Genomic DNA, 22,042 nt, shown 5'->3' on the forward strand with positions numbered 1-22,042 from the left:
GGCCTGCCGCTAGCGTTCATCCTGAGCCAAGATCAAACTCTCCATTGTAAAATGTTCTACACCATTCCGAAGAATGGCTGATGTCGAGTGCTGACCTTGCTCACATATTGACGTTATGGTCAAATTCGTTTCGCTTGGTTTGTTTCACTGTGTTTCTTCCGAAGAAGAAGCAGCAAGTGGAACACTTACTATTTTGTTTGTTTCCGTCATTCAAAGAACGTGTGATGCTTCCATTCGAAGTATCAGTGTGGATTGCTTTTCAATCCTTTACCCTAAAACTTGCGGTGCTTTGTTCGTTTTGGGAGTGCAAAGGTAGCAAATTTTTCTTACTTTCAAAGGTTGCGGCGAAAAAATTTAATTTTTTTCGATTCGCTTTTCAAGTTTGAGCGCTTCCGAGTTGAAGCGGGTTGCAAAGGTACGGTGGCTTTTTTTGGCTTTGCAAGGGATTCAAGAAATAAATTCTGGAAGCTTTTAAGCGTCGCGATGGATAGACAAACTACTCATTGCAGGAGTTCCGTAGCCTTTCAAGTATTGCCAAGCACAACTGGCATGGCCTGCCCAATGGTCCGTTTGACGTTTCGGGACTGCAAAGGTAGGAGGACTTTTGAAGGCAGCAAGCGGCCTTTTACGAAATAGTTGTTCCAGGGTTGTAAGTAGCTGATAGACGCCGTTAAAAAATTTGATTGTAGCTGGCAGTTGGCTTGAGATGCGAACTGATTGAAGCTGGGCACGCATCATTATGCATAAATGGGTGATTGCGAAAAGGTCTAACCATTCATGTCAGGGCCATACTTTATCAGTACGCTTTGAAGAACGGGAATGTGACTGGTTGTGATTACCTCTACCCTAATATTTGCTTGCTATAGGGGATTCTGTAGTACAAACAGGCATTTCGGATGGGCTGGGTTGATGGATAATGGGTGATTTCTCCGTGCAAAAATCCCGCATCTGTCGCCGGCATGAGGCTGGCGATAGATGCGGGACTTGATAAAACGGCCAGTAGCCGTGGTTTCGGCCGACTTAGCGGTTAGCGGTGGAGGGTGCTGACACGGTCTGGACCGACGCTGACGATGCGGATGGGGACTTGGAGTTCCTTTTCGAGGAATGCGAGGTAGGCGACGAGGTTGGTGGGAAGTTGAGCGGCGTCGGTGATTTGGGTGAGGTCGGTATTCCAGCCGGGGAGGGCGATGTACTCGGGGGTGATGGTGGTGAGTTCGCCGGGGTCGGGGAGTTGGGGGGTGCTTTCGCCGGTGGCGGTTCGGTACTGGGTACAGGCCTGAATTTCGGTAAAGGCGTCGAGGACGTCGGCCTTCATAAGGTGGAGTTCGGTGACGCCGTTGAGCATGATGGCGTAACGGAGGGCGGGCAGGTCTATCCAGCCGGTGCGGCGGGGGCGACCGGTGGTGGAGCCAAACTCACGGCCAGCCTGGCGTATTTGCTCGCCTACTTCGTCGTGGAGTTCGGTGGGGAATGGGCCACTGCCGACGCGGGTGCTGTAGGCTTTGATGATGCCGTAAACTTTATCTATATGACGGGGGGCGATTCCGAGGCCGGTGCAAGCACCGGCGGCGATGGTGCTGGAGGAGGTGACGTAGGGGTAGGAACCGAAGTCGATATCTAGTAGAGAACCTTGGGCACCTTCGGCGAGGATGCGCTTGCCTTGGGTGAGGAGGTCGTTGAGAAGGTATTCGGTGTCGGTGAGTTGGAGAGTGCGCAGGAATTCGACGGCGGAGAAGAAGTCGGCCTCAAGGGCTTCGATTTCAAGCTCTTTGTGATTGTGGGCGGCAATAGCGGTGTGCTGAGCGACGGCATCTTGGTAGCGCTGCTCGAAATCGGGCAGGAGAATGTGGCCGACGCGGAGACCAACGCGGCCAATTTTATCGGAATAGGTGGGGCCAATGCCTTTGAGGGTGCTGCCGATTTTGGTGTTACCACGCGCTTCTTCGCTGATGCGGTCGAGGGCGCGGTGCGAGGGCAGAATGAGTTGGGCTTTTTTGGAGATGTAGAGGTTTTTAGACCAGTCTACTCCCCTATCGGTGAGTTTTTGGAGTTCCTGGCGGAATACGACGGGGTCGAGGACAACGCCGTTGCCGACGACGTTGATGATATGTGGGTGGAAAATACCACTGGGAACCTGGTGCAGGACGTGCTTTACGCCGTCGAAGAAAAGCGTGTGACCGGCGTTGGGGCCGCCCTGGAAGCGGGCCACGGCATCGTAGGTCGGCGCGAGAACGTCTACGATTTTGCCTTTGCCTTCATCGCCCCATTGGAGGCCTACTAATACGTCTACTGGCATGGTGGTTTGGGGTCGCTCTCCGCAAAGCTATTCCCCCCGACCCCTCTCCTGTGTAGAGGAGAGCCTGACAGGTTGGAGTACTTTGGGGAGAGCTATTATTAAAGTGTTGGTGATTGAAATTATGGTGGTTGTTTTTATCTCTGTTCTTGCTTGACAAGGTCCTTCGCTTCATTGCAGGATGACAGACGAAGCCAGACCATACCAAATGAACAAAAAAATAGCCGCCTAATTGGCGGCCGGGGTAAGCTGTTGGCGGGCGGTGGCTTCGTCGGGCGAAACGGTGAAGATATTGTTCAGCTTTGTGACGGCCAGCATTTTGTTGGGGTGGTCGGCGGGGTTGATAATAACCATCTCGCCGCCGCGGCTGCGGAACTTGGTGAGGAGCGAAACGAGGATGCTGATGCCGGTGCTGTTGATATAGCGGATTTCGGAGAGGTCGACGGCGCACTGGTTGAAGTCTTCGCCGAGGTGCGTGTTGACGGACTGAACGAGTTGGTCGGTATCGGGGCTACCAATGAGGTCGCCATTGAGTCGGATGAACAAGATGCCGTTATCGACGGTGCTGGTGGTGGTCATGCGTGGGTGTTCCGGGCGGCGGCCTGGGCGCGGCAGTCGCCGCAGATGCCGTAAAGATTTAAAGAATGGTGCAAGATATGGAAGTTCAACAGGTCGCCGACCATGGTCTGGATGCCGTGGATGCGCGGGTCGCAGAATTCCACCACTTTATGGCATTCAGTGCAGATGACGTGGTCATGCTGGCGGTAGCCATAGCTCTTCTCGTACTGGGCGAGGTTGCGGCCGAACTGGTGCTTGCTGACGAGTCCCTGCTCAACCAGCAAATCGAGGGTGTTATAGACAGTGGCGCGGCTCACTTGAAGGCCGCGTTCCTTCATACCGGCGTAGAGTTCATCCACATCGAAATGGCCGGAGCGCGCGTAGATTTCTTCGAGGATGGCGTAGCGCTCGCCGGTTTTGCGGAGGCCTTTGTTTTCGAGGTGGGCAGTAAAGAGTTTTTTAACTTCTTCGAGCTTGTCGGTATTCAGGGTAGCCTCGGAAGCTGGGCTGGGCGTATGCTTGGCCGCGTAGCCGGTTTCGGAAGAGCCGCCCGTACCCTGGCCGGCCGCAATAGCAGGGGTAGTAAGCGTGGAAACGTCGGGAGATTTACTCACTGTATATATAAGGTGTAAGTCGGCGGGACAAAAGTACGTTCTAACAGAGTCACCTCACCTCCGGCCCCCTTTCCCTTAAGGAGGGGAAGTCACAGCGGCGTATTGAGATAGTTATTGTTCGAAATAGAGGTGGTAATGATTGGCGCAGCCGGGGTTGAAGGCGGCCTGGCAGTGCGGGCAGGTGCTATTGCAGCTTAAGTAGCTGGCGATGGGTAAGGTTTGGTGGCAATTGCCGCAGTAAATGGCTTCGATTTGGAATTCGGTTTTGGGCCAGACTTGAGGGGCATGGCTTACGGCTTCATTGTGGCACTGGATGCAGGCGTAGAACCCGCCGCAGCATTTGTGCTGAATGGCGATGATATCGCGCTCGGAATGGTAGTGGGCGCATTGGGTACGCTCGTTTACCTCAGTGCCTTGGATGATGATGGGTTCGGTGGTTTTCACTTTTACGAATCGAACCGCTCGACCTGGAGTACGCCGTCAACTTTTTTGAGGCGCTGAATGAGTTTGGTGAGGTGGTCGGTATCGTTGACAAAAACCATAATCTGGCCTTCGAAAAAGCCGTCGTCGGCGGTAATGGTAATGGAGCGCATGTTCACCTTGAGGCTGGTACTGATAATGCGCGTGACGTCGTTGACGAGGCCCACCCGGTCGGAGCCCTTGAGACGGACGCCGGCGAGGAAGGCCAACTCGAGCTGCTCCGTCCACTTGGCGCGCACAATGCGGTTGCCATAGTTCGACATGAGGTCGACGGCGCGCGGGCAGCTGGTGCGGTGAATGATAAGGCCCTGGTCTGTTTCGAAGCCGAACACGTCGTCGCCGGGAATGGGATTGCAGCAACGGGCGATGCTATAGTTAAACTTATCAGTGTGCTCACCCACAACGAGCATGTCGGGGCGCACACCGCGAATTTTCTGGACTTCGTTTTCGAAGGTTTTGGGTTCGAGCACGGCCGGTAGCGGCTTCTCGGAGGTAAAGAGCGACTCGCGAATGGCGCGGCCGTCAATCTGCCCCACGGCCAAGCGGTAATAGAATTCCTGGGCGCTGGGCACATTAAAGTAGGCCAGCAGGCGGTTGAAGTTGTCCTGTGTGAAGGGCACGCTGATGAGTTCCAGACGTTTTTCGAGCAGGAACCGGCCGTCCTCGGCTTTGGCGCGCTTGTCGTCGCGCAGGAAATCCTTGATTTTGGAGCGCGCCTTGGTCGTGATGACGTAGTTAAGCCATTCGGCCGTGGGGCGCTGCTTGTGCGAAGTCAGGATTTCCACCTGGTCACCGTTATGCAATTGGTAGCTCAACGGCTCCAGCTTCTGGTTCACCTTGGCCCCAAGGCAGTGAATACCGATTTGGGAGTGAATATCGAAAGCGAAATCCAGCGCGGTGGCCTTGTCGGGCAAGATAACCAGCTTGCCTTTAGGTGTAAAAGCGTAAACCTCCTTCACGAACAGGTTCTGGCGGAATTCGTCCATGAATTCCAACGCGCTGGAATTATTGGATTCCAGCATCTCGCGCACCTTGTTCACCCAGCCTTCGAGCGAGCTTTCGGGCTGGATGCTGCCGGTGTCCTTGTATTTCCAGTGCGCGGCATACCCCTTTTCGGCGATGTCGTCCATGCGGCGCGAACGAATTTGCACCTCCACCCACTGGCCGGCCCGCGACATCACGGTGGTATGCAGGCTTTCGTAACCATTGGCTTTCGGCGTTGAAACCCAATCGCGCAGACGGTCGGGATTCGGCTGGTAGAAGTCCGTCACAATCGAATACACCTGCCAGCAAGCCGCTTTTTCCTGCTCCGGCGGCACATCCAGAATCACGCGAATGGCAAACAGGTCATACACCTCATCGAAGGTGATGTTCTGCTTCTTAATCTTTTTGAGGATGGAGTAGATGCTTTTCGGCCGGCCTTTAATTTCGTACTCGAAGCCCTGCGACTTCAGTTCGTCATCAATCGGCTGCACAAACTCCTTGATGAAACGGTTGCGCGCTGCTTGGCTCTGCCGCACCTTGGCCCTCAATTCGTTGTACGTCTCCGTATCGGTGAATTTGAGGTATAAATCCTCCAGCTCACTCTTTATAGTATAGAGGCCGAGGCGGTGGGCCAGCGGCGCGTACAAATACAGCGTTTCCGAAGCAATTTTCAGCTGCTTGTGGCGCGGCATCGAATCCAGCGTCCGCATGTTGTGCAGGCGGTCAGCGATTTTGATGAGAATCACGCGCACATCTTCGCTCAGCGTGAGCAGCATCTTGCGGAAGTTCTCGGCCTGTTCGCTCGTGCCGTACTCGAAAACACCCGAAATCTTGGTCAGGCCATCGATGATGCGGGCCACTTTGGTCCCGAACTCGCGCTCAATGTCGGAAATTTCAGTAGGCGTGTCTTCTACCACATCGTGCAACAGAGCTGCGACGATGCTGGTGGTGCCCAGGCCTATTTCCTCCACCGCAATTTGCGCCACGGCCAACGGGTGCAGAATATACGGCTCTCCCGACTTGCGGCGCATCTCCTTGTGTGCCTCCAAGCTCTGGTTAAAAGCCTTTTTAATCAGCTTGGGGTCGCCGTCCTTTAGGTACGGTTTGGCGGTGCGTAGCAGGCGGCGGTAGTGGCGCAGGATTTCCTGGCGCTCGGCTTCGGGAGAGATAACGGGAGGCATAATAGGTAAAGTAACAACGCTGGGGCGGAAAAGGTGACCCCGCAAGCACTTCTAACATGAGTTGCAATCAGACTTTGCACGCAATGCTTTTCGCGAGTACCTTTGCGGGCCCGTAGCAAACGGCTGCGGAGCCCCCATATGCGGATATGGCGAAATTGGTAGACGTGCCAGACTTAGGATCTGGTGCCGCAAGGCGTGTGGGTTCGAGTCCCTCTATCCGCACTTTTATTTGATGTAGGCCTTCAGTCGCATAGGCTGGAGGCTTTTTTTTCAACCTTTCAATCTGGCCGGCAGCAGCTGGCTCCCTGTTTTGAACATTACTCTCGACAAGAACGACGAGCAGCTGACCGGGCTGCTGACCGTGAACCTGACCGAAGCCGATTACGCGCCTACCGTCGAAAAACAGATTAAGGAGTACACCAAGCGGGCTCAGGTGAAGGGCTTCCGCCCCGGCATGGTGCCCGTGGGCATGGTGCGCAAGATGTACGGCAAAGGCATTTTGGGCGAGGAAATCAACAAAATGCTGGGTAAAGCGGTGGACTCCTACATTAAGGAGAACAACGTGAAGCTACTGGGCGAGCCCCTGCCCGTGCCGTCGGAAGTTAATTTCGACACGGACAAGGATTTCGCTTTCCAGTTTGAGTTGGGCCTGCTGCCTGATTTCGAACTGCCTGCCGACCTGGCTGTGGAGCGCCACCAGGTGAGCCTCGACGACGAAACCCTCAACCAGACCAACGAGCAAATCGCGCGTCAGTACGGCGAGACGACCAACCCCGACGAGTCGGAGGCAGGTGACTACCTGTTTGGCAAGCTGAAGAAGGCGGGCGAAGAAGGCGAAGGCCGCACCATCCTGCTGCCCATCAGCAAGGTGACAGGCGACTCAGCCCAGTTCATTGGCAAGAAGGCTGGTGATGTGGTAACGTTTGACCTGCAGTCGGCTTTTAGCAACGACGCGGCTTCGATTTCGAACTTCAGTGGCCTGAGCAAGACAGAAGCTGCTGAGGCAACCGGTGACTACGAGCTGAGCGTAGAGAAAGTGAACCGCACGGCCGCTCCGGAAATGAACCAGGAGCTGTTTGACAAAGTATTCGGCCCCGAGGCGGTTTCGAGCCAGGAGGAATTCGATGCCAAAGTGCGCGAAACCATCCAGTCGAACTACGACCGCGAGAGCGACGGCGCGCTGAACAACAGCATCGTGGAGCAGCTAGTGGAGAAAACCAGCATCAAGGTGCCCACGGAGTTCTTCAAGAAGTGGCTGGTGCGTGCCAACGAAGGCAAACTGACGCCCGAGAAGGTGGAAGAGCACTACGCCGACTACGAGAAGGAGTTGAAGTGGAGCATGATTCGCAACAAGGTGGTGGAAGAAGCCGGCCTGAAGGTGGATAACGAAGAAATCGTGAACCGCACTCTCGACAAAATCATGGGCCAGTTTAACATGCCGAACATGCCCGACGAGATGCGCGAATCGATGCGTAGCTACGCCGACAGCTTCCTGAAGCAGGAGAACGGCAAAAACTATGTGAACGAGTACGAGGCCATTCTGGCAGAGAAAGTGCTGGAAAACCTGCGCGGCAAAGTTGTTGTTACCGACAAGCCCGTAACGGCCGAAGAATTCCGGACCCTGCACAGCTAAACCTGCGCAACCCGATTTTTGGAAAAGCCCTTACGGAAACGTAGGGGCTTTTTTGTTGGGGTTCCAACAACATTCGCTTTCTTCGCTCGTCTTTCCAACCTCACACCTCACCTGCGCGGGCCTTGGCCGGCGCTCCATTTTTCTCCCATGAATCCATTACTGAATAGACAAGAGTTTCGCAAGTTCGCGGTGAAAGGACAGGGCCTCAGCGGCCTGGGCGTAGACCAGTACCTGAACCACATGGAAGGCCAGGTGCGCAACGGCATGATGCTGCCCACCAACATGACCCGCTCGGTGATTGAAGAGCGGCCGCAGAACTTCCGCGAAATCGACGTGTTTTCGCGCCTGATTATGGACCGCATCGTGTTCTTAGGCACTGCCGTGGACGACTACATCGCCAACATCCTGACGGCACAGATGCTGTTCCTGGAGTCGGCCGATGCCAAAAAGGACATTCTGCTCTACATCAACTCGCCCGGTGGCTCGGTGTATGCTGGCCTGGGTATTTACGACACGATGCAGTACGTGAACCCGGACGTGGCCACGATTTGCACGGGCCTCGCGGCTTCGATGGGCGCGGTGCTGCTAGCAGGCGGTGCGCCGAACAAACGTTCGGCCCTCCCCCACGCCCGCGTGATGATTCACCAGCCTTCGGGTGGCGCGCAGGGGCAGTCGTCGGACATTGAAATCACAGCTCGCGAAATCCTGAAACTGAAGAAGGAGCTGTATGACATTCTGGCGCAGCATACCGGCAAAACCTACCAGGAAATCCACGACAACTCGGACCGCGACTACTGGATGCGTGCCGACGAGGCCAAGGAGTACGGCCTGATTGACGAGGTGCTGGAGAAGAAGAAAGCCTAACCGCAGATTTTCCCCGATTGAACGGGTTTAGCGGATTATTTTCCGCGTCCTTTCTCCTAAAAACGAGCCCCTGCCTTGCGGTGGGGGCTCGTTTTGTTTTGGGCGAAAAAAGCGCGGCGGCGGCGGGCTACCTTGGGCCGTCGTACGCGCTTAGCCCTTTTCGCTGCATGAACCGCTTTTACTGCCTGTGTTACTTTTTGAGCCTGGCCCTGGCCTCTTCCGCGCAGCGCAAGCCGGCAACCAGCGGCCTGGCGTTGCCCGGCAATAAGGGAGTCGTGACCACGCTGGCGGAAAATCAGCACCCCGACTTGAACATTGATGGGCCCGGTGCCGTGGCCCGATTTGCCGCTCCCACCGGCATTGCGGTGGATGCCAACGGCGTGCTGTACGTGGCCGACCGCTACAACCACACGATTCGTCGCATCTCGGCGACGGGTATTGTGAGCACCCTGGCGGGGCAAGCGGGTAGCCAGGGCGACAGCGACGGACCCGGACCGCTGGCACGGTTCAACCACCCAACCGGGGTGGCCGTGGATGCCGGCGGCACGGTGTACGTGGCCGACCGGTACAACCACACCATCCGCAAAATCTCACCCGCCGGAATGGTGACCACGCTGGCCGGCTCGGCGGGCAACACGGGTGATGCAGACGGTATTGGATTAGTGGCCCGCTTTAATCAGCCTACTGGTGTGGCAGTTGATGCAACGGGCTCGGTGTACGTGGCAGATTGCTTTAATCGTAGCATTCGAAAAATAACACCGAAAGGAGAAGTCACCACCTTCGCCCGTCAAGTTACCGAAGTGCCGGCAAAAGCTAATAAAAAAGCCGCCTATTCTTATGTAGATACAATCATTCCGTTGGCTGTTACGGTATCAGCTCGCGGGAAAGTCTTTCTAGGGTGCGACGGACATTATAATGCGGACAGCATATTTCGGCAGATTTCCCCTGTTCATGGAATCAATCCAGCAATACCGTTGGTAAATGGTTTAGGACTAGCCATTGGGGAAAATGGCAACATGGTAGCTGTCGATAGAGATGATATTAGAAATATTGTTTTCAAACGCAGCAAGAAAGGCGGGCTAAACGACATTTCTCAGGGATGGTATATATCATGTCCGGGATGGAACCGGCCAGAAGACTCGATTGATGGAGAAATTCCTAAAAGGCCAAGAGGAGTAGCTATTGATAGCCACGGCAATATCTTTATTACTGACGAGGAAAGTCAGAACATCGTTCACGTTTCCGGTAATGGCAAGGTTTTCCGGGTATTAGCAGGTCGAGGCACTCGTTGCTCATACGGTGGCAAACCCTTCACGCTTGATAGCCGGGCGGCGGTGAATGCCACGGGCACGATGTACGTGGCCGATGCCAGCAAACACGTCATCTACCAGGTTTCACCGGCCGGCATCGCCAGCGTTTTCGCCGGCTCGTCTGGTCAGGCAGGAACCAGCAATGGCACTGGTTCGGCGGCGCGCTTCTGGAATCCGTCGGCTGTGGCGGTGGATGCGGCCGGCAAGGTGTATGTGGCCGATGCGGGCAATCATGTCATTCGCCAAATCTCGCCGGCGGGGGTGGTCACGACCCTGGCCGGCTCGGGCGGCGTGGGCAACACCAATGGCCCAGTTGCCATGGCCCGCTTCTACTGGCCCACCGGGGTAGCGGTGGACGCAGCTGGCACTGTGTACGTAGCCGACCGGGGCAACCACGTCATTCGCCAAATTTCGCCGGCCGGCATGGTGAGTACGCTGGCGGGGCGGGCCGGCGTGCCCGGCATTGCCGATGGCACCGGCCCAAGCGCCCGCTTCAACGACCCGGCGGATGTGACGGTGGACGCGACCGGCGCGGTGTTCGTGACCGACCAGGGCCGCACCATTCGGGTTATTCGTTAAGTGGGATAGGTAAAGACTCCCGCATGACGCGTGCGGGCCTTTTCTACTTCCTCGCTAAAAAGCCCCTTGCCGGCGTAAGGCCACAGGGAGCTGCCCTGCCGAATATTTATGCGAACGTGGTGTCCAGCCAGGCAAAGAGGGCCTGATAGGCGGCTTCGCGCGCGGGCAGGCGCGAGAGCATAAGGTCGTGCATGCCGCCGGCAATGGCTTGAGTGGTGACGTGCGGACCCAGACGAGGGGCCAGGCGGGCGATGTCGCGCACGTTGAGCACGCCGTCGGCGCGGAAATACTCGTCGCTCCAGCCCGGGGTTTGCACGGTGCGGTCGGAGTGCAGCACGAGGATGGGCAGTTGCAGGCCCAGGCCCTGACGCACCCGCTGTTGGCCGGCATGAATGGCCCGCAGCCAACCGGCGACAACCGGAAACGCTGCCAAGGGCTTCCAGGGCAGGTGGAAGTCCCATTCACCGTCGTAGGACCGATGCAGACTCCGCACGTACTCGGGGGGCAACTTGTTGGGCAGCGGCAGCTCGGGGGCGAACCGGCCGAGCGCGGCCATCAGCGGCACGCCCACGTGCCGGAGCGCCCACGGCTGGTTCATGGCCAGAAAGGGACTGTTCAGGAACAAGGCCGAAACTTGGGCCCGTCCCGCCCCATCGCGCAGGTACAGCGCCGCGATGAGGCCGCCAGTGGAGTGCCCGGCTAACAGAATTGGCCCGCTACCCTCGGCCCGCACCACGGCCAGGGCCGCGTCGAGGTCGGCGAAATATTCGGGCAGGTCGCGCACGTGGTTGGGGTGTTGGTGAGGCAGCCAGGAGCGGCCGTATTTGCGCAGGTCGAGGGCGTAGAAGCGGTAGCCGTGCTGCTGGTAGCGCAGGGCCATTTCACGCTGGAAGAAATAATCGGCGAAGCCGTGGACGTACAGCACGGCCTTGGCCGCGGGGCCGCGGGGCCGCAGCCGCACCAGGGTGCTGTGCACGGGGCCTTCGTAGTCGGCGGGCTGCGGCAGGATGCACTGCTCGAAGTCGGGCCCGAGCACATCGGGCTGGTAAACGGAGGCTGCAAGGTCGGGCATGGGGTTGGGCAGGATAGGGCCAGGGACTGCCGAAGCTGCCAGGCCTTTCAGAAGCAACGGCGAATACGGCCAGAAGTTCTCGCGAGTCGAGCGTCAGGCTTTGGTTGGCGGCATTGCCGGTTTTGCGGACCTGCCCGCCCACAGGCCCAGGCCGCTGGTAAAGTCGGGGGTCTGCACATTCACGCTGTCGGTGCTGGCGTTGTTGGTGGCGCCCACCACGTGCAGTCGGTTGGCCGGATTGGCAGTGCCCAGGCCCACGGAGCTGGCAGCCACCTGGGGCGTGAGCGATAGGCCGCTTTGGGTCCATTGCGGGTCTTCGAAGGCGATGGCCCCGCTGGTTTGCTGGGTGAGCACCTGGCCAGCCGTACCCGCCGCCGGCAGCTGCCCCCGTCCTGCCGGAGGTAAAGCACCAGGCATACGTTGGTGCGGGTTCCGGTGGTGGTGGCGCAGCTCACCGTCGCGCCGCTGGTCGACAGCTCGGTTGCGGGGCCGGTGGCGAAGGTGGCGACGAGGTCGTCGAAGGTGGTCATGGTGCCGCCGTAGCAGGTGCTCACCAACAGGCTGGAGGTGCCGTCCCACACGAACGAGCCCGCGTTGCAGGGCAAAATATTGAGCCCGGCCGTGGTGGTGTAACTGGCCGAAAAAACGGTGGTGAGGCCGGTGGTCGGGAACGTGCCCACGAAAAACGTGAGGACGGTAGTGCCCAGCTGCACGGTTAAGCCCGGGTAGAGCCGGGCGCTGAGCTTGGTTTCAACCATGAAGCCGACGCCGGTGATGGGCCCGGCTCGCACGCCAGCCACCAGCAGCTCGGCCGCCGTGTAGATAAGCGCCTGCTTGCCGCCCACCGCCGAGCCGGTAAAAGGCCGCGCGGCAGCCGCACTGCGCGTGCCCACCGCAAACGGCCCGGCCGAGCCCACCGGGCCCGTACCAACCTGCAGGCCGGAGGCGGGGTCGTAGCTCACGCCACTGGTGTTGAGAAATACCCAGGCCGCCAGGGCGCCCGCGTAATACCGGAAGCCGGTTTGCGGGCCACCACTGGTGGTGCCATCGGTCTGGTACACCATCAGGCCCTGCGGGGGCAAGGCCAAGAGGGCGGGGCTTTTTTGTGTCGCAGCAGCACTAACGAGCCTTGGTTTTGACGAGGGTTTTGCCAGTGTGAACCGCAGATTGAGGATTGGCTAAGTAGCTCAGGGCTCGGGCCAGCACTTCATCCTGGCCCCGGCGAATGCCCTGGATTGTAGGCCTGACGAGGATTTTGGGTTGGAGACCCACTTGCTGCAATTGCCGGCCGTCGGCGTGGCGCACGTCGTGGCCGCTGAAGGACAGGCGAATGCCACCGGGGATAGCAAAGCTGGTGACGTCGCCATTGGCGCCAGCCGTGGGACTGCCGATGAACTCAGTGCCGTTGGCAGCTTCGAAGAACAGGCCGGAGTGTTCGGCCTGGCTTTGGGTGCGTTCATCAACCAGCATCACCGTCTTGCCCCGGTACACAGGCTGGCCGGTATTGGGTGGCAGCAATTGGTCGAAAAAATATTTCTGCATGGAATGATACGTGTCGCCAGCCGTTACGTCGGGCTCGTTGGGTGCGTAGCGGAAAAACTTCGCTCCTACCACGTCTTTTCGGGCGGTCAGGTACGGGGCAATGGCCCAGGCAGTGCCATTGGGGTAGTTGCGCATGTCGAAAACTACCGCTTTGGCGGTTTTGAAGGCCGCGAACATGCGGGGCACGTCTTTGGACTGCAGCCGGCCCATGTCGGCGTAGCCAATGTTGCCGGGCAGCAGCCGGAATACGGCGGTGGTATCGGACGGGGGCTTGAGTTCGCTGGCGGGCTGGGCCGTGAGCGTCACGGTGCGTTCGCGGTTGTCAGCTCCGCGCACCTTCACGCGGATGGGCTTGCCCAACGGCGCACGCAACAGCCGCCCGCGCAGGTAGTTGAGCCGCGTCCATTCGTTTGAAGCCGACTGAATAGCTCCGAGCGATGCAATCCGCGCCTCCACTTTCTCGCCGTTGACTTCGGTCAGAATGTCGCCGACATGCAAGTCTTTCTCATTCGCGGCCGCCCCAAAAAGGCGGGTGATGACGGGCTTGTTCTCCACAAACCGAATTTCAACCGGCAGGCCCCCCTGCCCTACATGTCGGATTATTGCCGGGGCCGAAACGAAGCCATGTCCGTCCTGAATGTGGCGGTAGAAACGGGCCACTGCCAAGGCATATTCGGCGGAGTCGGGCGCGGCGGCGAGCTGCCCGAGGGCGGTGCGCAGGGCGGCGTCCCAACTGCCGGGCATAAGGTCTTTGTAGGCATGAAAATAGTGGATGACGGACCACATTTTGGCACCGGCCAGCAGACGGTATCCCAGCGCCGGATACGTGCCCGTAGCATAGGCAGCAGATGGCGGAGCAGTGGGAAGCGCGGCATTACCGCCTGCAGACCGGGTCGGAGAGGCGGCAGCTGGAGTGCGCAGCTGGCTCAGTACAAAGGCAGCCGCAGCCTCGGGGCGGGTGCCAGCGGGAAGTTGCGCTACCCCACTCAGGCCAGGGCTGCCATCAGCCCCCAGCAGCTCACTGGTGCGGAAATCGACGGTGATAGTGGGGCTAAAAGAGAAAGACACCGGATGCACCACTTGCGCATCTGTCAGCGGCTCGGCACTGTAGAGGCGCACGTGCGGGTGGTTGCCCAAGGCCAGCAGACCGTCGGTGAGCGCTGCGTTTTTGTTGACGAGGATAGCCAACGGGCGGCTGCGGGAATCCTTGCGGGGCGGGGTGGTTTCGCCGGGGTGGATGTAGAAGCCCGACCAGTAGCCGCCGCTGGTGGCACCTTCTTCGGGGGCAAAGCCGCTGTGGTTGCGCAAGCGCGTAGCAGCCGTAACAACCGGCAGGGCAGAGAGCAACTGCAGGGGGCGCACATAACTCAGGCTGTAATTGAAGCCGGCGATTTGCTCATCAGTTAGGGGCTTGCCGCCGCGCAGGTCGAGTAACACGGCGTGAGCTTTAGGCAGTTTGGCCACGAAGGCGCCCATCTTCTCAATCATGCCTTCGTAGTCCCCGGCGCCAGCATAATTGTTGGTTTGCAGCACCAGCACGCTGTCGGGAGCAAAGTATACCTGCACGGAATCGGAGGCGGCACCGGGCGCCGCTTTAGGCCGCGGCCCCACGAGGCGCACGGTGGTGGCACCGTCGCTCAGCACAGCCAGCAATTGGCCGATGGCGGCTACCGTCTCGGCATCGGTCTGAGCTTGGGCCACGCGGGGCGCGGCCTGGGCAAAGGCTGAGTCCCAGTTGATGCGCTTGTAGCCCAGGTAAGGATGAAAGAACTTAACGTGGCCGTAGAGCTCCGACAGCTTGGCTACGCGCTCAATTTGGGCGGGTGTGTAGGTTTGGGTTTGGGCACGTAGTAAGGCCGTGGGCACGAGTATCAGCCATAGCGCCAATGCTCGTTGAAGGGTCGTTAAGAACATAATTGAGCTGCTGCACGCGGGAAAGGAAGGAAGGTGAGGCGTCGAATGCAGTGCGATGCTACCAAAGTAGCGATGCTTGGCGTTTGAAGGATGAAAGGGGGCTTATTTCACGGCCGTGGCGGCCGGCTGAAAATTGGGGTGGCCGGCCTGCCAACGCGCGAAGGCATACATATTGGCGAAGTTGCGGAATTCCACTTTTTTGTCTTCGATGGAGTGGCCGCCAGGTGTTGGGCTTGTTGGCCGGCGAGGTACCACTTCTGGCCTTTTTCGGAGCCGCCGCGCAGGTGAGTTTCAGCCAGAATGACGCCTTGCTTGAGCAGCGCCAGGCTGCGCCGGCTGAAGTACGGCCGGACCGATGTGCCATAAGCGGCATAGCCGGTCGTAAAGCAAACGGCGTTGCCGTCCTTCCTGAGGTCCTTGCAGTAGACGAGCGAGAGCGGCACAGTTAGGGTTGTACCTGAATTTTGAGCGTGCCGCTGCGGCCCTCATCCGAATGGTAGCGCAGCCAATACACGCCCTCGGCCAGCCCGTCGACTGGCAGCAGAGTCGTGGCACGGGGCTTTTCCCAGGTAGCGGCCCACACCAGGCGGCCGTCGGCGCTGTAGAGCTGCAGCTGCAAGCCGGCCGGTACCGGGCCGCTGGCTTCGATGGTGGCCGTGGCATGCGCGGGGTTGGGGTACACGCTGAGGGTGAAGGGGGCGCCGGCGGGTAAGCCCGCGACGCTCCGCACGGGGGAGAAGGTTGCGGTGCCGTCCTGGTCTACCTGCTTGAGGCGGTAGTAGCTGAGCCCCTGGAAGTCGTTGGGGTCCGAAAAGGCGTACTCGTGGGGGGCGCTGGCCGTGCCCTGGCCCGCCACAAAACCCACGCGCCGAAAAGTGGTTTGGCCCTCGTCCTGCCGCTGCACTTCGAAGCCCAGATTGTTTTTCTCGGAAGCCGTGGCCCAGCGCAGCTCGGCGCGGGGCTGGTTGGCCGGCCGGCGGGCTTCGAAGCGGGTGAGCTCGACGGGTAGCGGGGCCTGCTGGTCGCCCACAATGTAGGTGCCGGCCAGCGTGAGGCCCGCCAGGGTACGACTGTAGGGGCCGAGGTTGGAGGCAGCGCTATACGGCTCGACCAAGGCATAAGCCGCGCCGTTCCAGCGGCCCAGGGCCGACTGGCTCCGCAGGAAGCCGGGCAACTCGTCGGCTGCCTGCCACTCCACGCGCAGCGTGAAGGGCACGGCATCGGGCGGGGCCACGTTCCAGCGCATGGCTACGGCATCGGTAGTTAAGGGCGCACCGCTGTTGCCGGCGCTGAGAGCCCCCGCTCCTACCCCGGCCGCATAAGTGGCCGTGCCGCTGCTGCGGCTGAGGGAAACTGGCCGGTAGCTGCTGCCAGCCGGCCCAACCGGAAAATCCACGGCCGTAGTGCCTACGGGGCGCCGCAGCTGCCCCGCACCGTCGGTAACGACGAAGCGGGTGCTGCTGGCATTGCTGAGGGCCCCGGCCAGCGCAAAGTCAAACCCCGCCAGGCGCAGGGAGCCGCCACTTAAGTCGAGCACGCCGGCGTTGAGCGGCGTGCCCAGGACAGCGCCGACGGCATTGGCCACCTCCAACGTGGCCAGGCTGCCTGCGCCCGACGAAGCTATGGTTTGCAGTACTGAGCCGTTGAGCTGCCACAGGCCCGCACCGGTCCCGATGGTACCGGCGTTGCCCAAGTCGCCGGTGAGGCGCAGGGTGCCTTGGTTGTCGAGAGTGCCGGCGGCCATGATGGCCACGTTGCCGGTCACAGTGATTTCGGCAGTTGGACTCACCGTGAGGATGCCACCGGCGACGGTGAGCTGTGCACGGGCCGGGGCGGCCAGGCCCAGGGCAAGCGCCAACGCGCCTGCGGCCAAGAGTATATTAGTGTGCATAGCTATAAGCTGTGGGATTGAGGGGTAAGGGGAATGCTGACTGTGCTGAGGGTGCGAAAAGCAGCTTGTTGGAGCCGCGCTCGCGTACATGCCCATCATTTGTCCAGCTTTTTGTAGGGTTTTCGGGGTCTGGCTTTCTTCGTACCAGCTGTAGCGCGAGTTCAAATGCAAGCCGTTTCGGCCCTAAGGCTTGAAAACCAGGAAAGAGAATCGGCTCTGAGGAATTATAGCGCTTCCCGCATCAGTGTTGCTGATGTCGATTGCGAAGGCCCCGATGTTGTTGTTGACAGATGTCCCGTTCCTAGTGAGAATAACTGACCGTGCGGGTGAGGAAGCGCTGCTCAGGCTAGCCAGCATCACGGCCGAATTCATGTCTAAAGCAGCCAGGTCAGTTGAGGTCAGGGTGATGATGTAATTGCCTGTGCCAGCGGTGTGCGTAACGGTGAAATTGCCCGACCCCGTGATGATGGTCCCGTCACTTTCGACCTTTCCGTAGGCCACGGGCAGCATATTGGTCGCGCCGGTGGTAGATGAGGAGGTGATGGCGCCTTTAATGTTCAGGGCCGGGCCCGTTCCAGCCTGGTTGATTTCGACGGCGGCAACCGTGCTGGCGGCATTGCCCTGGATGAAGTAGCCGGCCCGGCCCGTGCCGTAGGCCCCGCCGTACACACCCGAAGCCCCCGCGTTGGCCGTGCCAATGAGCGCATAGCCATTGTTGCCCAAAGCCGTGCCGCTCACGCCGTAGCCGCTGCTCCCGGTGGCCTCGCCGCGCACGCCGACGCCGCTGGTGGTAGTGCCGAGCACTCCGGTGCCGCTGCTGTTGCTGCTGGTGCCCTCTACCCCGGCCACCCCGCCCACGTTGCCGGCCGCCGTGACGCCGTATACGCCGCTGCTGCTGGTGCTCGTGCCCTGCGCGCCGTAGCTACTGGCGCTGCTGCCGTACACGCCTACCCCGCTGGTGCTGGTGCCATTCACGCCGTAGGCGTTGGTAGCCATGCCCTGTACGCCGTAGCCGCCGGTGGCCGAGGCTACGCCGCGCACGCCGTAGCCGCTGGCGGTGGTGCCCAGCACGCCCACCGATTGGAAGCCGGCCGCACCGCTGCCCACCACGCCCGCCACCGAGTTGATGGTGGACTGGCTGGTGCCGTACACGCCCGCACCGCTGGTGCTGCTGCCGGCTACGCCGTAGCTATCGGTAGCCGAGCCGGCCACGCCAAAGCCGCCGCTGGCCGAGGCAATGCCGCGCAGGCCGTAGCCCCCGGTCGTGAGGCCGAGCACGCCGCTGCCCGTGCTGCTGCCGCTTTTATCATTGCCCAGCACCCCGGCGGCATTGCCAGTCGTGCCGCTGGTGATGATGCCTTCCACGCCGATACCGTCGACGCTGGCGCTCTGCTTCACGCCGCGAATGGCGGCCTGGGCCGAAGTGGCGGTGTTGACGGCGCGCAGGGCGGGCCGGTCGCCGGCCGTGCTGATGTAGGCAGCCGTAGAATCGTTGCCCGAGTTGGCGTTGACGAACTGCGCCACCCGGCCCACGTCGCCACTGGCTTTAAGGCCCTGCACCGCCAGGCCGGTGGTGGAGTTGCCGTACAGGGCCGTGCCGCTAACCGAGAAGCCGCTCACGCCCCGGCTGCTCGTGGCACGACCATCAACCCCATAGCCGCTGCTGCCGGTGGCCGTGCCGCGCACGCCGTAGCCATTTAGGGTGGTGCCCAGCACGCCAATGCCCGAGCCGCTGGTTGTGTTGGTGTTGTCGCCCTGTACGGCGGCGGCGGTGGTGCTGGTTGCCGTGCCACTCACGGCCTGGCCCGTGCCGGAATTGGTGAGTGAGAAGAGCGGACTGGCGTTGTTGGCCGTGCCACTGTAAGGCAAGGCCAGGTCGCGACTGGCGTCGAGAAAGACCCAGCCGCCGGTGCCGGCGTAGTACCAGAAGCCGGTTTGGGCGCCGCCCGCGGCCGTGCCATCGGTTTGGTACACCATCAGGCCCTGCGGCGGGGTGGTGATGGCCGCGCGCTGGGTGGCCGTGAGGCGCGGAATGAGCAGGCCCTTGTCGGTGGCTTTGATGTCGAGGGCAGCTTTGCTGTCCGGGGTTGGGTTGCCGATGCCTACCTGGGCACGGGCCGAGGCAGCCACTAGCAACAGCCCAAGCAGCAGTGTGAGTTTGAGTATGGTTTTCATAAGGTCAAGGGAAAGGTGGGGGGTCAAGCCGAGAATTGATTGAAGGGGATTTACCGGCCATTGGCAGTGGGCGCGGTGGGTAGGCGCTGGGCCAGTAGCCAGTCCCAGAAAGTGGGGTCGGTGTACACGTTATCGGCGATGAAATGGCCTTCCGTGGGGTATTCGGTGTACTTGGCGGGGTGGCCGGCGGCTTGCAGAGCAGCCACCACCTGGCGCGATTCGTTGGTAGGCACCACCTCATCTTTAGCCCCGTGAAACACCCAGACGGGCGTGCGCCCCACCGCAGTAGCGGTGGCAACGCAGGAATAAAGTGGCTGGCTTTTGTAGGCAGTGAGCGTGGGCGACGCAAAAGCCTGCTCGAACCAGCCGGGCACCACCACGCCGCCCGCCAGTGGGGCTACGGCAGCGAATTTGCCGGGGTATTTGGCCGCCAGGTACCAGGTTCCGTAGCCACCCAACGACAGCCCCGTGAGGTAGAGACGAGTAGGGTCGGCCTTGAATTCGGCCACCGTCTGGTCGAGGGCCTGCAGGGCCTGCTCGGCTCCTTCGCCAAACCACAGCTCAGGCGCGGGCTCTTGCGGAAACACCGCCAGGAAAGCACCGAAACGCTGCGGCATTTTATGCGAGTAGAGCTGAATGACGCTGCCCAGGCCGTGGCCCATCTGCAGCTCATTGTCGTGGCCCCACTCGCCTACCCCGTGCAGGTACAGCACCACGGGATAGGCATTGCCGGGCTTGTAATCTTCCGGCACGTACACGCGGTAGGCGTAGGTGTGCTTGCCCACGGTGAGCGTGCGCTTCAGAAAGCCCGTTTCGACACGCGCGGCGGGAGTGTTTTGTGCCCACGCCACGGGAGCGAGCAGCAGCAAACTTAGTAAGACCGAATGCTTCATGGTAGATTTTATGTGGTGCAATGGCGCAGCTGCTTGTGCGCAGCCTTAGGTGGCCGCTACCGGGCCCTGGCGAAGCTGAAGCTGAAGCTGCTGCTCGTGCCGCCTTGAGTGCCAGCACAGGGACCTGGGAAAGGAGATTAGGAAACAGGGCTGAGAATGATGGTGAATAGCCGCAGGCTAGCGGGTAGCGGCAGCTACCGGAGCAGCAGGCCCGGGCCGCAGGGCTTGCTCCAGGGCGCTCAGGCGGGCATCGGCGCTGGTTTGGCCCGCTTGCACGGCCTGCAGCTGCTGGCGAAGCTGGGCGTTTTCGGTCTTGAGCTGGTCGTTCTGCTTGGCCAGCTCCTGCACCGACTGCACCAATGGCACCACAAACTGGCCGTAGCTCAGGCTGTAGTGGTCGCGGCTGGTGGTGGGAGCATGCACCGCATCGAACGCATAGCCCAGGTCGCGGGCCGCCTGCTCTACTTCCTGGGCCAGAAAGCCCGATTGCACGGCTGCCTGGGCATCGGGCGTGAACCCGGCCGGCAGCACCCCGCTCCGCGTGAAAGCATCGAGTTTGGCGTGGTCGAAGCGGTAGGTGACTGGCCGCAGGCGCGTGATGAAGGAGAGGCCCGGTACGTTGGCCTGGACCTGGTACTTGAAGCGCGCATCCGAAGGGTTCGAGAAGCCCACTTGCCCTTCGATGATGGTGACGCTGGCGTTGCCGAGGCGAATTTTATTCACGGAGTTCACCACCGCCCCATACCCCACGGCCGTGGCGTTGCCGATGCTGGGACTGCTCACGTCGGTGTTGGCGCCCAGGAAGGTGTTTTGGCTGCCGAACTGCAGCGTGGCGCCCGCGTTGTAGCCCAGGGCCGTTACGCTGGAGCCCCCAACGGATTGGGCCGCCGCCAGCCGCCCGATGAGCGTGTTGTTGTCGCCGCCGGTGTTGGCCACGCCCGCCGCGTTGCCCACAAAGGTGTTGTTGTCGCCCACGTTGTTGGCCCGGCCCGCCTGAAAGCCGTCGAAGTGGTTGCCGGCGCCGGTGGTGTTGGCGTAGCCCGCCTGGTAGCCCACGAAATGGTTGCGGCTGGCGGTGGTGCTGGTCAGGCCTGCCTGGTAGCCGCTGAAGTAGTTGTTGAAACCCGAGGTATTGGCCACCCCGGCCTGGTAGCCCACGAAGTGGTTGTTGGTGCCCGTGTTGCCAAAGCCCGCCTGGTAGCCCACCGCCACGAGGTAATCCTGAATGTTTTTCTGGCCGGCCTGGTAGCCCACCAAGGTCACTTGGTCGGCATCGGCTACGGGGAAATAGCCAGGGCCCTTGCCGGCCTGGTAGCCGAGCTTGACGTTGGAGCTCCCCCCGATGTCGCGGCCCGCTTCGAAGCCCAGCGCGACGTTGCCCGTGGCGCCTTGCACCTGCCCGGCGGCGTCGTAGCCCACGTAGGTGTTGTTGTCGCCGGTGGCGTTGGCGCTGCCCGCGCTGTTCCCCAGGAAGGTGTTTTTGCCGCCGGTGGAGTTGCTGCTCCCCGCTACCACGCCCACGAAAACGTTGTTGGCGCCGGTGGTGCTTTGGCGGCCGGCCTGGGCCCCCAGCATCACGTTGCTGCTGCCGGTGCTCACGGCCAGGCCGGCGCGCTCGCCCACCAGGGTGTTGTCGTAGCCGGCCGTCATGTCGGTGCCCGCGTTGGCACCGAGCAGGGTATTGCGGCTGCCGGCCTGGTTGGCGTCGCCCACGTGGTAGCCCAGGTAGGTGTTGCTGTCGCCGGTGGTGTTGCCTTTGCCGGCCTGGTTGCCCTCGAAGGTGTTGTTGTAGCCGGTGGTGTTGGCGTAGCCGGCCTGGTAGCCCACAAAATGGTTGTCGCTGGTGGTGGTGGTGTTGTACCCGGCATTATAGCCTATCAGCACGTTGCGGCTTTCGGTGCTCGAGGTGGGCTGGCCGGTATCGTAAAACCCGAACACGGTGTTCTCATCGCCCGCCGCATTGCCCTGGCCGGCCCGGTACCCAACGTACAGGTTAGAGCGGTTTCGTGGTCAGTGTATACAAGTAGGTGTTTCTTTGCGGCATGAAACCGTACTCCAC

The 22,042-nt window shown here is 60.6% G+C and carries 16 protein-coding genes and 1 tRNA gene; 4 read left to right on the forward strand and 13 right to left on the reverse strand.

Going from position 1 to position 22,042, the window contains the following annotated elements; all coding sequences use genetic code 11:
• Positions 1 to 1,027: 1,027 nt before the first annotated feature.
• From ABD837_RS04490 to ABD837_RS04510, 5 genes are all read right to left on the reverse strand, one after another.
• The gene (locus ABD837_RS04490; protein ID WP_345050805.1) at positions 1,028 to 2,296 is read right to left on the reverse strand and encodes an adenylosuccinate synthase; all 1,269 of its coding nucleotides are present in this window, start codon (positions 2,294 to 2,296) and stop codon (positions 1,028 to 1,030) included.
• 225 nt (positions 2,297 to 2,521) lie between these two features.
• On the reverse strand, positions 2,522 to 2,872 hold the full coding sequence (locus tag ABD837_RS04495) for an STAS domain-containing protein (protein WP_345050807.1): 351 nt from the start codon (positions 2,870 to 2,872) through the stop codon (positions 2,522 to 2,524).
• Positions 2,869 to 3,339 (reverse strand): Fur family transcriptional regulator, encoded by a 471-nt coding sequence (locus ABD837_RS04500; protein ID WP_345050841.1) that lies wholly within the window; start codon positions 3,337 to 3,339, stop codon positions 2,869 to 2,871. Before ABD837_RS04500 ends, ABD837_RS04495 begins: the two co-directional genes overlap by 4 nt.
• Positions 3,340 to 3,576: 237 nt before the next feature.
• Positions 3,577 to 3,909 carry a CHY zinc finger protein gene (locus ABD837_RS04505; RefSeq protein WP_345050810.1) on the reverse strand — a complete coding sequence of 111 codons (333 nt, stop codon included), beginning with the start codon at positions 3,907 to 3,909 and terminating at the stop codon, positions 3,577 to 3,579.
• Between the two features lie 2 nt (positions 3,910 to 3,911).
• On the reverse strand, positions 3,912 to 6,110 hold the full coding sequence (locus ABD837_RS04510) for a RelA/SpoT family protein (protein WP_345050812.1): 2,199 nt from the start codon (positions 6,108 to 6,110) through the stop codon (positions 3,912 to 3,914).
• A 140-nt stretch (positions 6,111 to 6,250) separates the two neighbouring features.
• Between ABD837_RS04510 and ABD837_RS04515 the strand changes: the two genes are divergently transcribed.
• The 4 genes from ABD837_RS04515 to ABD837_RS04530 all read left to right on the forward strand — a co-directional run bounded on the left by ABD837_RS04515 (position 6,251) and on the right by ABD837_RS04530 (position 10,496).
• Positions 6,251 to 6,332 (forward strand) — tRNA-Leu (locus tag ABD837_RS04515).
• An 88-nt stretch (positions 6,333 to 6,420) separates the two neighbouring features.
• Positions 6,421 to 7,743 carry a trigger factor gene (gene tig / locus ABD837_RS04520; protein WP_345050815.1) on the forward strand — a complete coding sequence of 441 codons (1,323 nt, stop codon included), beginning with the start codon at positions 6,421 to 6,423 and terminating at the stop codon, positions 7,741 to 7,743.
• 147 nt (positions 7,744 to 7,890) lie between these two features.
• On the forward strand, positions 7,891 to 8,607 hold the full coding sequence (locus ABD837_RS04525; RefSeq protein ID WP_168674339.1) for a ClpP family protease: 717 nt from the start codon (positions 7,891 to 7,893) through the stop codon (positions 8,605 to 8,607).
• Positions 8,608 to 8,774: 167 nt separating this feature from the next.
• The gene (locus tag ABD837_RS04530; RefSeq protein WP_345050820.1) at positions 8,775 to 10,496 is read left to right on the forward strand and encodes an NHL repeat-containing protein; all 1,722 of its coding nucleotides are present in this window, start codon (positions 8,775 to 8,777) and stop codon (positions 10,494 to 10,496) included.
• A gap of 106 nt (positions 10,497 to 10,602) precedes the next feature.
• Here ABD837_RS04530 and ABD837_RS04535 read toward each other — a convergent pair whose 3' ends face one another.
• From ABD837_RS04535 to ABD837_RS04570, 8 genes are all read right to left on the reverse strand, one after another.
• Positions 10,603 to 11,568 carry an alpha/beta hydrolase gene (locus ABD837_RS04535; protein ID WP_345050822.1) on the reverse strand — a complete coding sequence of 322 codons (966 nt, stop codon included), beginning with the start codon at positions 11,566 to 11,568 and terminating at the stop codon, positions 10,603 to 10,605.
• Between the two features lie 179 nt (positions 11,569 to 11,747).
• Positions 11,748 to 12,656 carry a hypothetical protein gene (locus tag ABD837_RS04540; RefSeq protein ID WP_345050825.1) on the reverse strand — a complete coding sequence of 303 codons (909 nt, stop codon included), beginning with the start codon at positions 12,654 to 12,656 and terminating at the stop codon, positions 11,748 to 11,750.
• A gap of 31 nt (positions 12,657 to 12,687) precedes the next feature.
• Positions 12,688 to 14,976 carry a S41 family peptidase gene (locus ABD837_RS04545; protein ID WP_345050827.1) on the reverse strand — a complete coding sequence of 763 codons (2,289 nt, stop codon included), beginning with the start codon at positions 14,974 to 14,976 and terminating at the stop codon, positions 12,688 to 12,690.
• Between the two features lie 155 nt (positions 14,977 to 15,131).
• On the reverse strand, positions 15,132 to 15,467 hold the full coding sequence (locus ABD837_RS04550) for a prolyl oligopeptidase family serine peptidase (RefSeq protein WP_345050830.1): 336 nt from the start codon (positions 15,465 to 15,467) through the stop codon (positions 15,132 to 15,134).
• A 2-nt stretch (positions 15,468 to 15,469) separates the two neighbouring features.
• Entirely contained in the window at positions 15,470 to 16,915 is a 1,446-nt protein-coding gene (locus ABD837_RS04555; RefSeq protein ID WP_345050831.1) for a T9SS type A sorting domain-containing protein, read from the reverse strand.
• Positions 16,916 to 17,098: 183 nt separating this feature from the next.
• Positions 17,099 to 19,090 (reverse strand): beta strand repeat-containing protein, encoded by a 1,992-nt coding sequence (locus ABD837_RS04560; protein WP_345050834.1) that lies wholly within the window; start codon positions 19,088 to 19,090, stop codon positions 17,099 to 17,101.
• 50 nt (positions 19,091 to 19,140) lie between these two features.
• The gene (locus ABD837_RS04565) at positions 19,141 to 19,983 is read right to left on the reverse strand and encodes a carboxylesterase family protein (RefSeq protein WP_345050836.1); all 843 of its coding nucleotides are present in this window, start codon (positions 19,981 to 19,983) and stop codon (positions 19,141 to 19,143) included.
• Between the two features lie 177 nt (positions 19,984 to 20,160).
• Positions 20,161 to 21,921, reverse strand: coding sequence for a tail fiber domain-containing protein (locus tag ABD837_RS04570; protein WP_345050839.1), 1,761 nt, complete (start codon positions 21,919 to 21,921; stop codon positions 20,161 to 20,163).
• Between the last annotated feature and the right edge of the window lie 121 nt (positions 21,922 to 22,042).

Origin of the sequence: Hymenobacter glaciei (assembly GCF_039539585.1) — a bacterium.
GTDB lineage: Bacteria > Bacteroidota > Bacteroidia > Cytophagales > Hymenobacteraceae > Hymenobacter > Hymenobacter glaciei.

Coding starts and splice junctions, on each gene's coding strand:
- ABD837_RS04565 (WP_345050836.1), bottom strand. CDS start 19,983: ATGAAGCATTCGGTCTTACTAAGTTTGCTGCTGCTCGCTCCCGTGGCG.
- ABD837_RS04555 (WP_345050831.1), bottom strand. CDS start 16,915: ATGCACACTAATATACTCTTGGCCGCAGGCGCGTTGGCGCTTGCCCTG.
- ABD837_RS04490 (WP_345050805.1), bottom strand. CDS start 2,296: ATGCCAGTAGACGTATTAGTAGGCCTCCAATGGGGCGATGAAGGCAAA.
- ABD837_RS04510 (WP_345050812.1), bottom strand. CDS start 6,110: ATGCCTCCCGTTATCTCTCCCGAAGCCGAGCGCCAGGAAATCCTGCGC.
- ABD837_RS04495 (WP_345050807.1), bottom strand. CDS start 2,872: ATGACCACCACCAGCACCGTCGATAACGGCATCTTGTTCATCCGACTC.
- ABD837_RS04525 (WP_168674339.1), top strand. CDS start 7,891: ATGAATCCATTACTGAATAGACAAGAGTTTCGCAAGTTCGCGGTGAAA.
- ABD837_RS04560 (WP_345050834.1), bottom strand. CDS start 19,090: ATGAAAACCATACTCAAACTCACACTGCTGCTTGGGCTGTTGCTAGTG.
- ABD837_RS04535 (WP_345050822.1), bottom strand. CDS start 11,568: ATGCCCGACCTTGCAGCCTCCGTTTACCAGCCCGATGTGCTCGGGCCC.
- ABD837_RS04530 (WP_345050820.1), top strand. CDS start 8,775: ATGAACCGCTTTTACTGCCTGTGTTACTTTTTGAGCCTGGCCCTGGCC.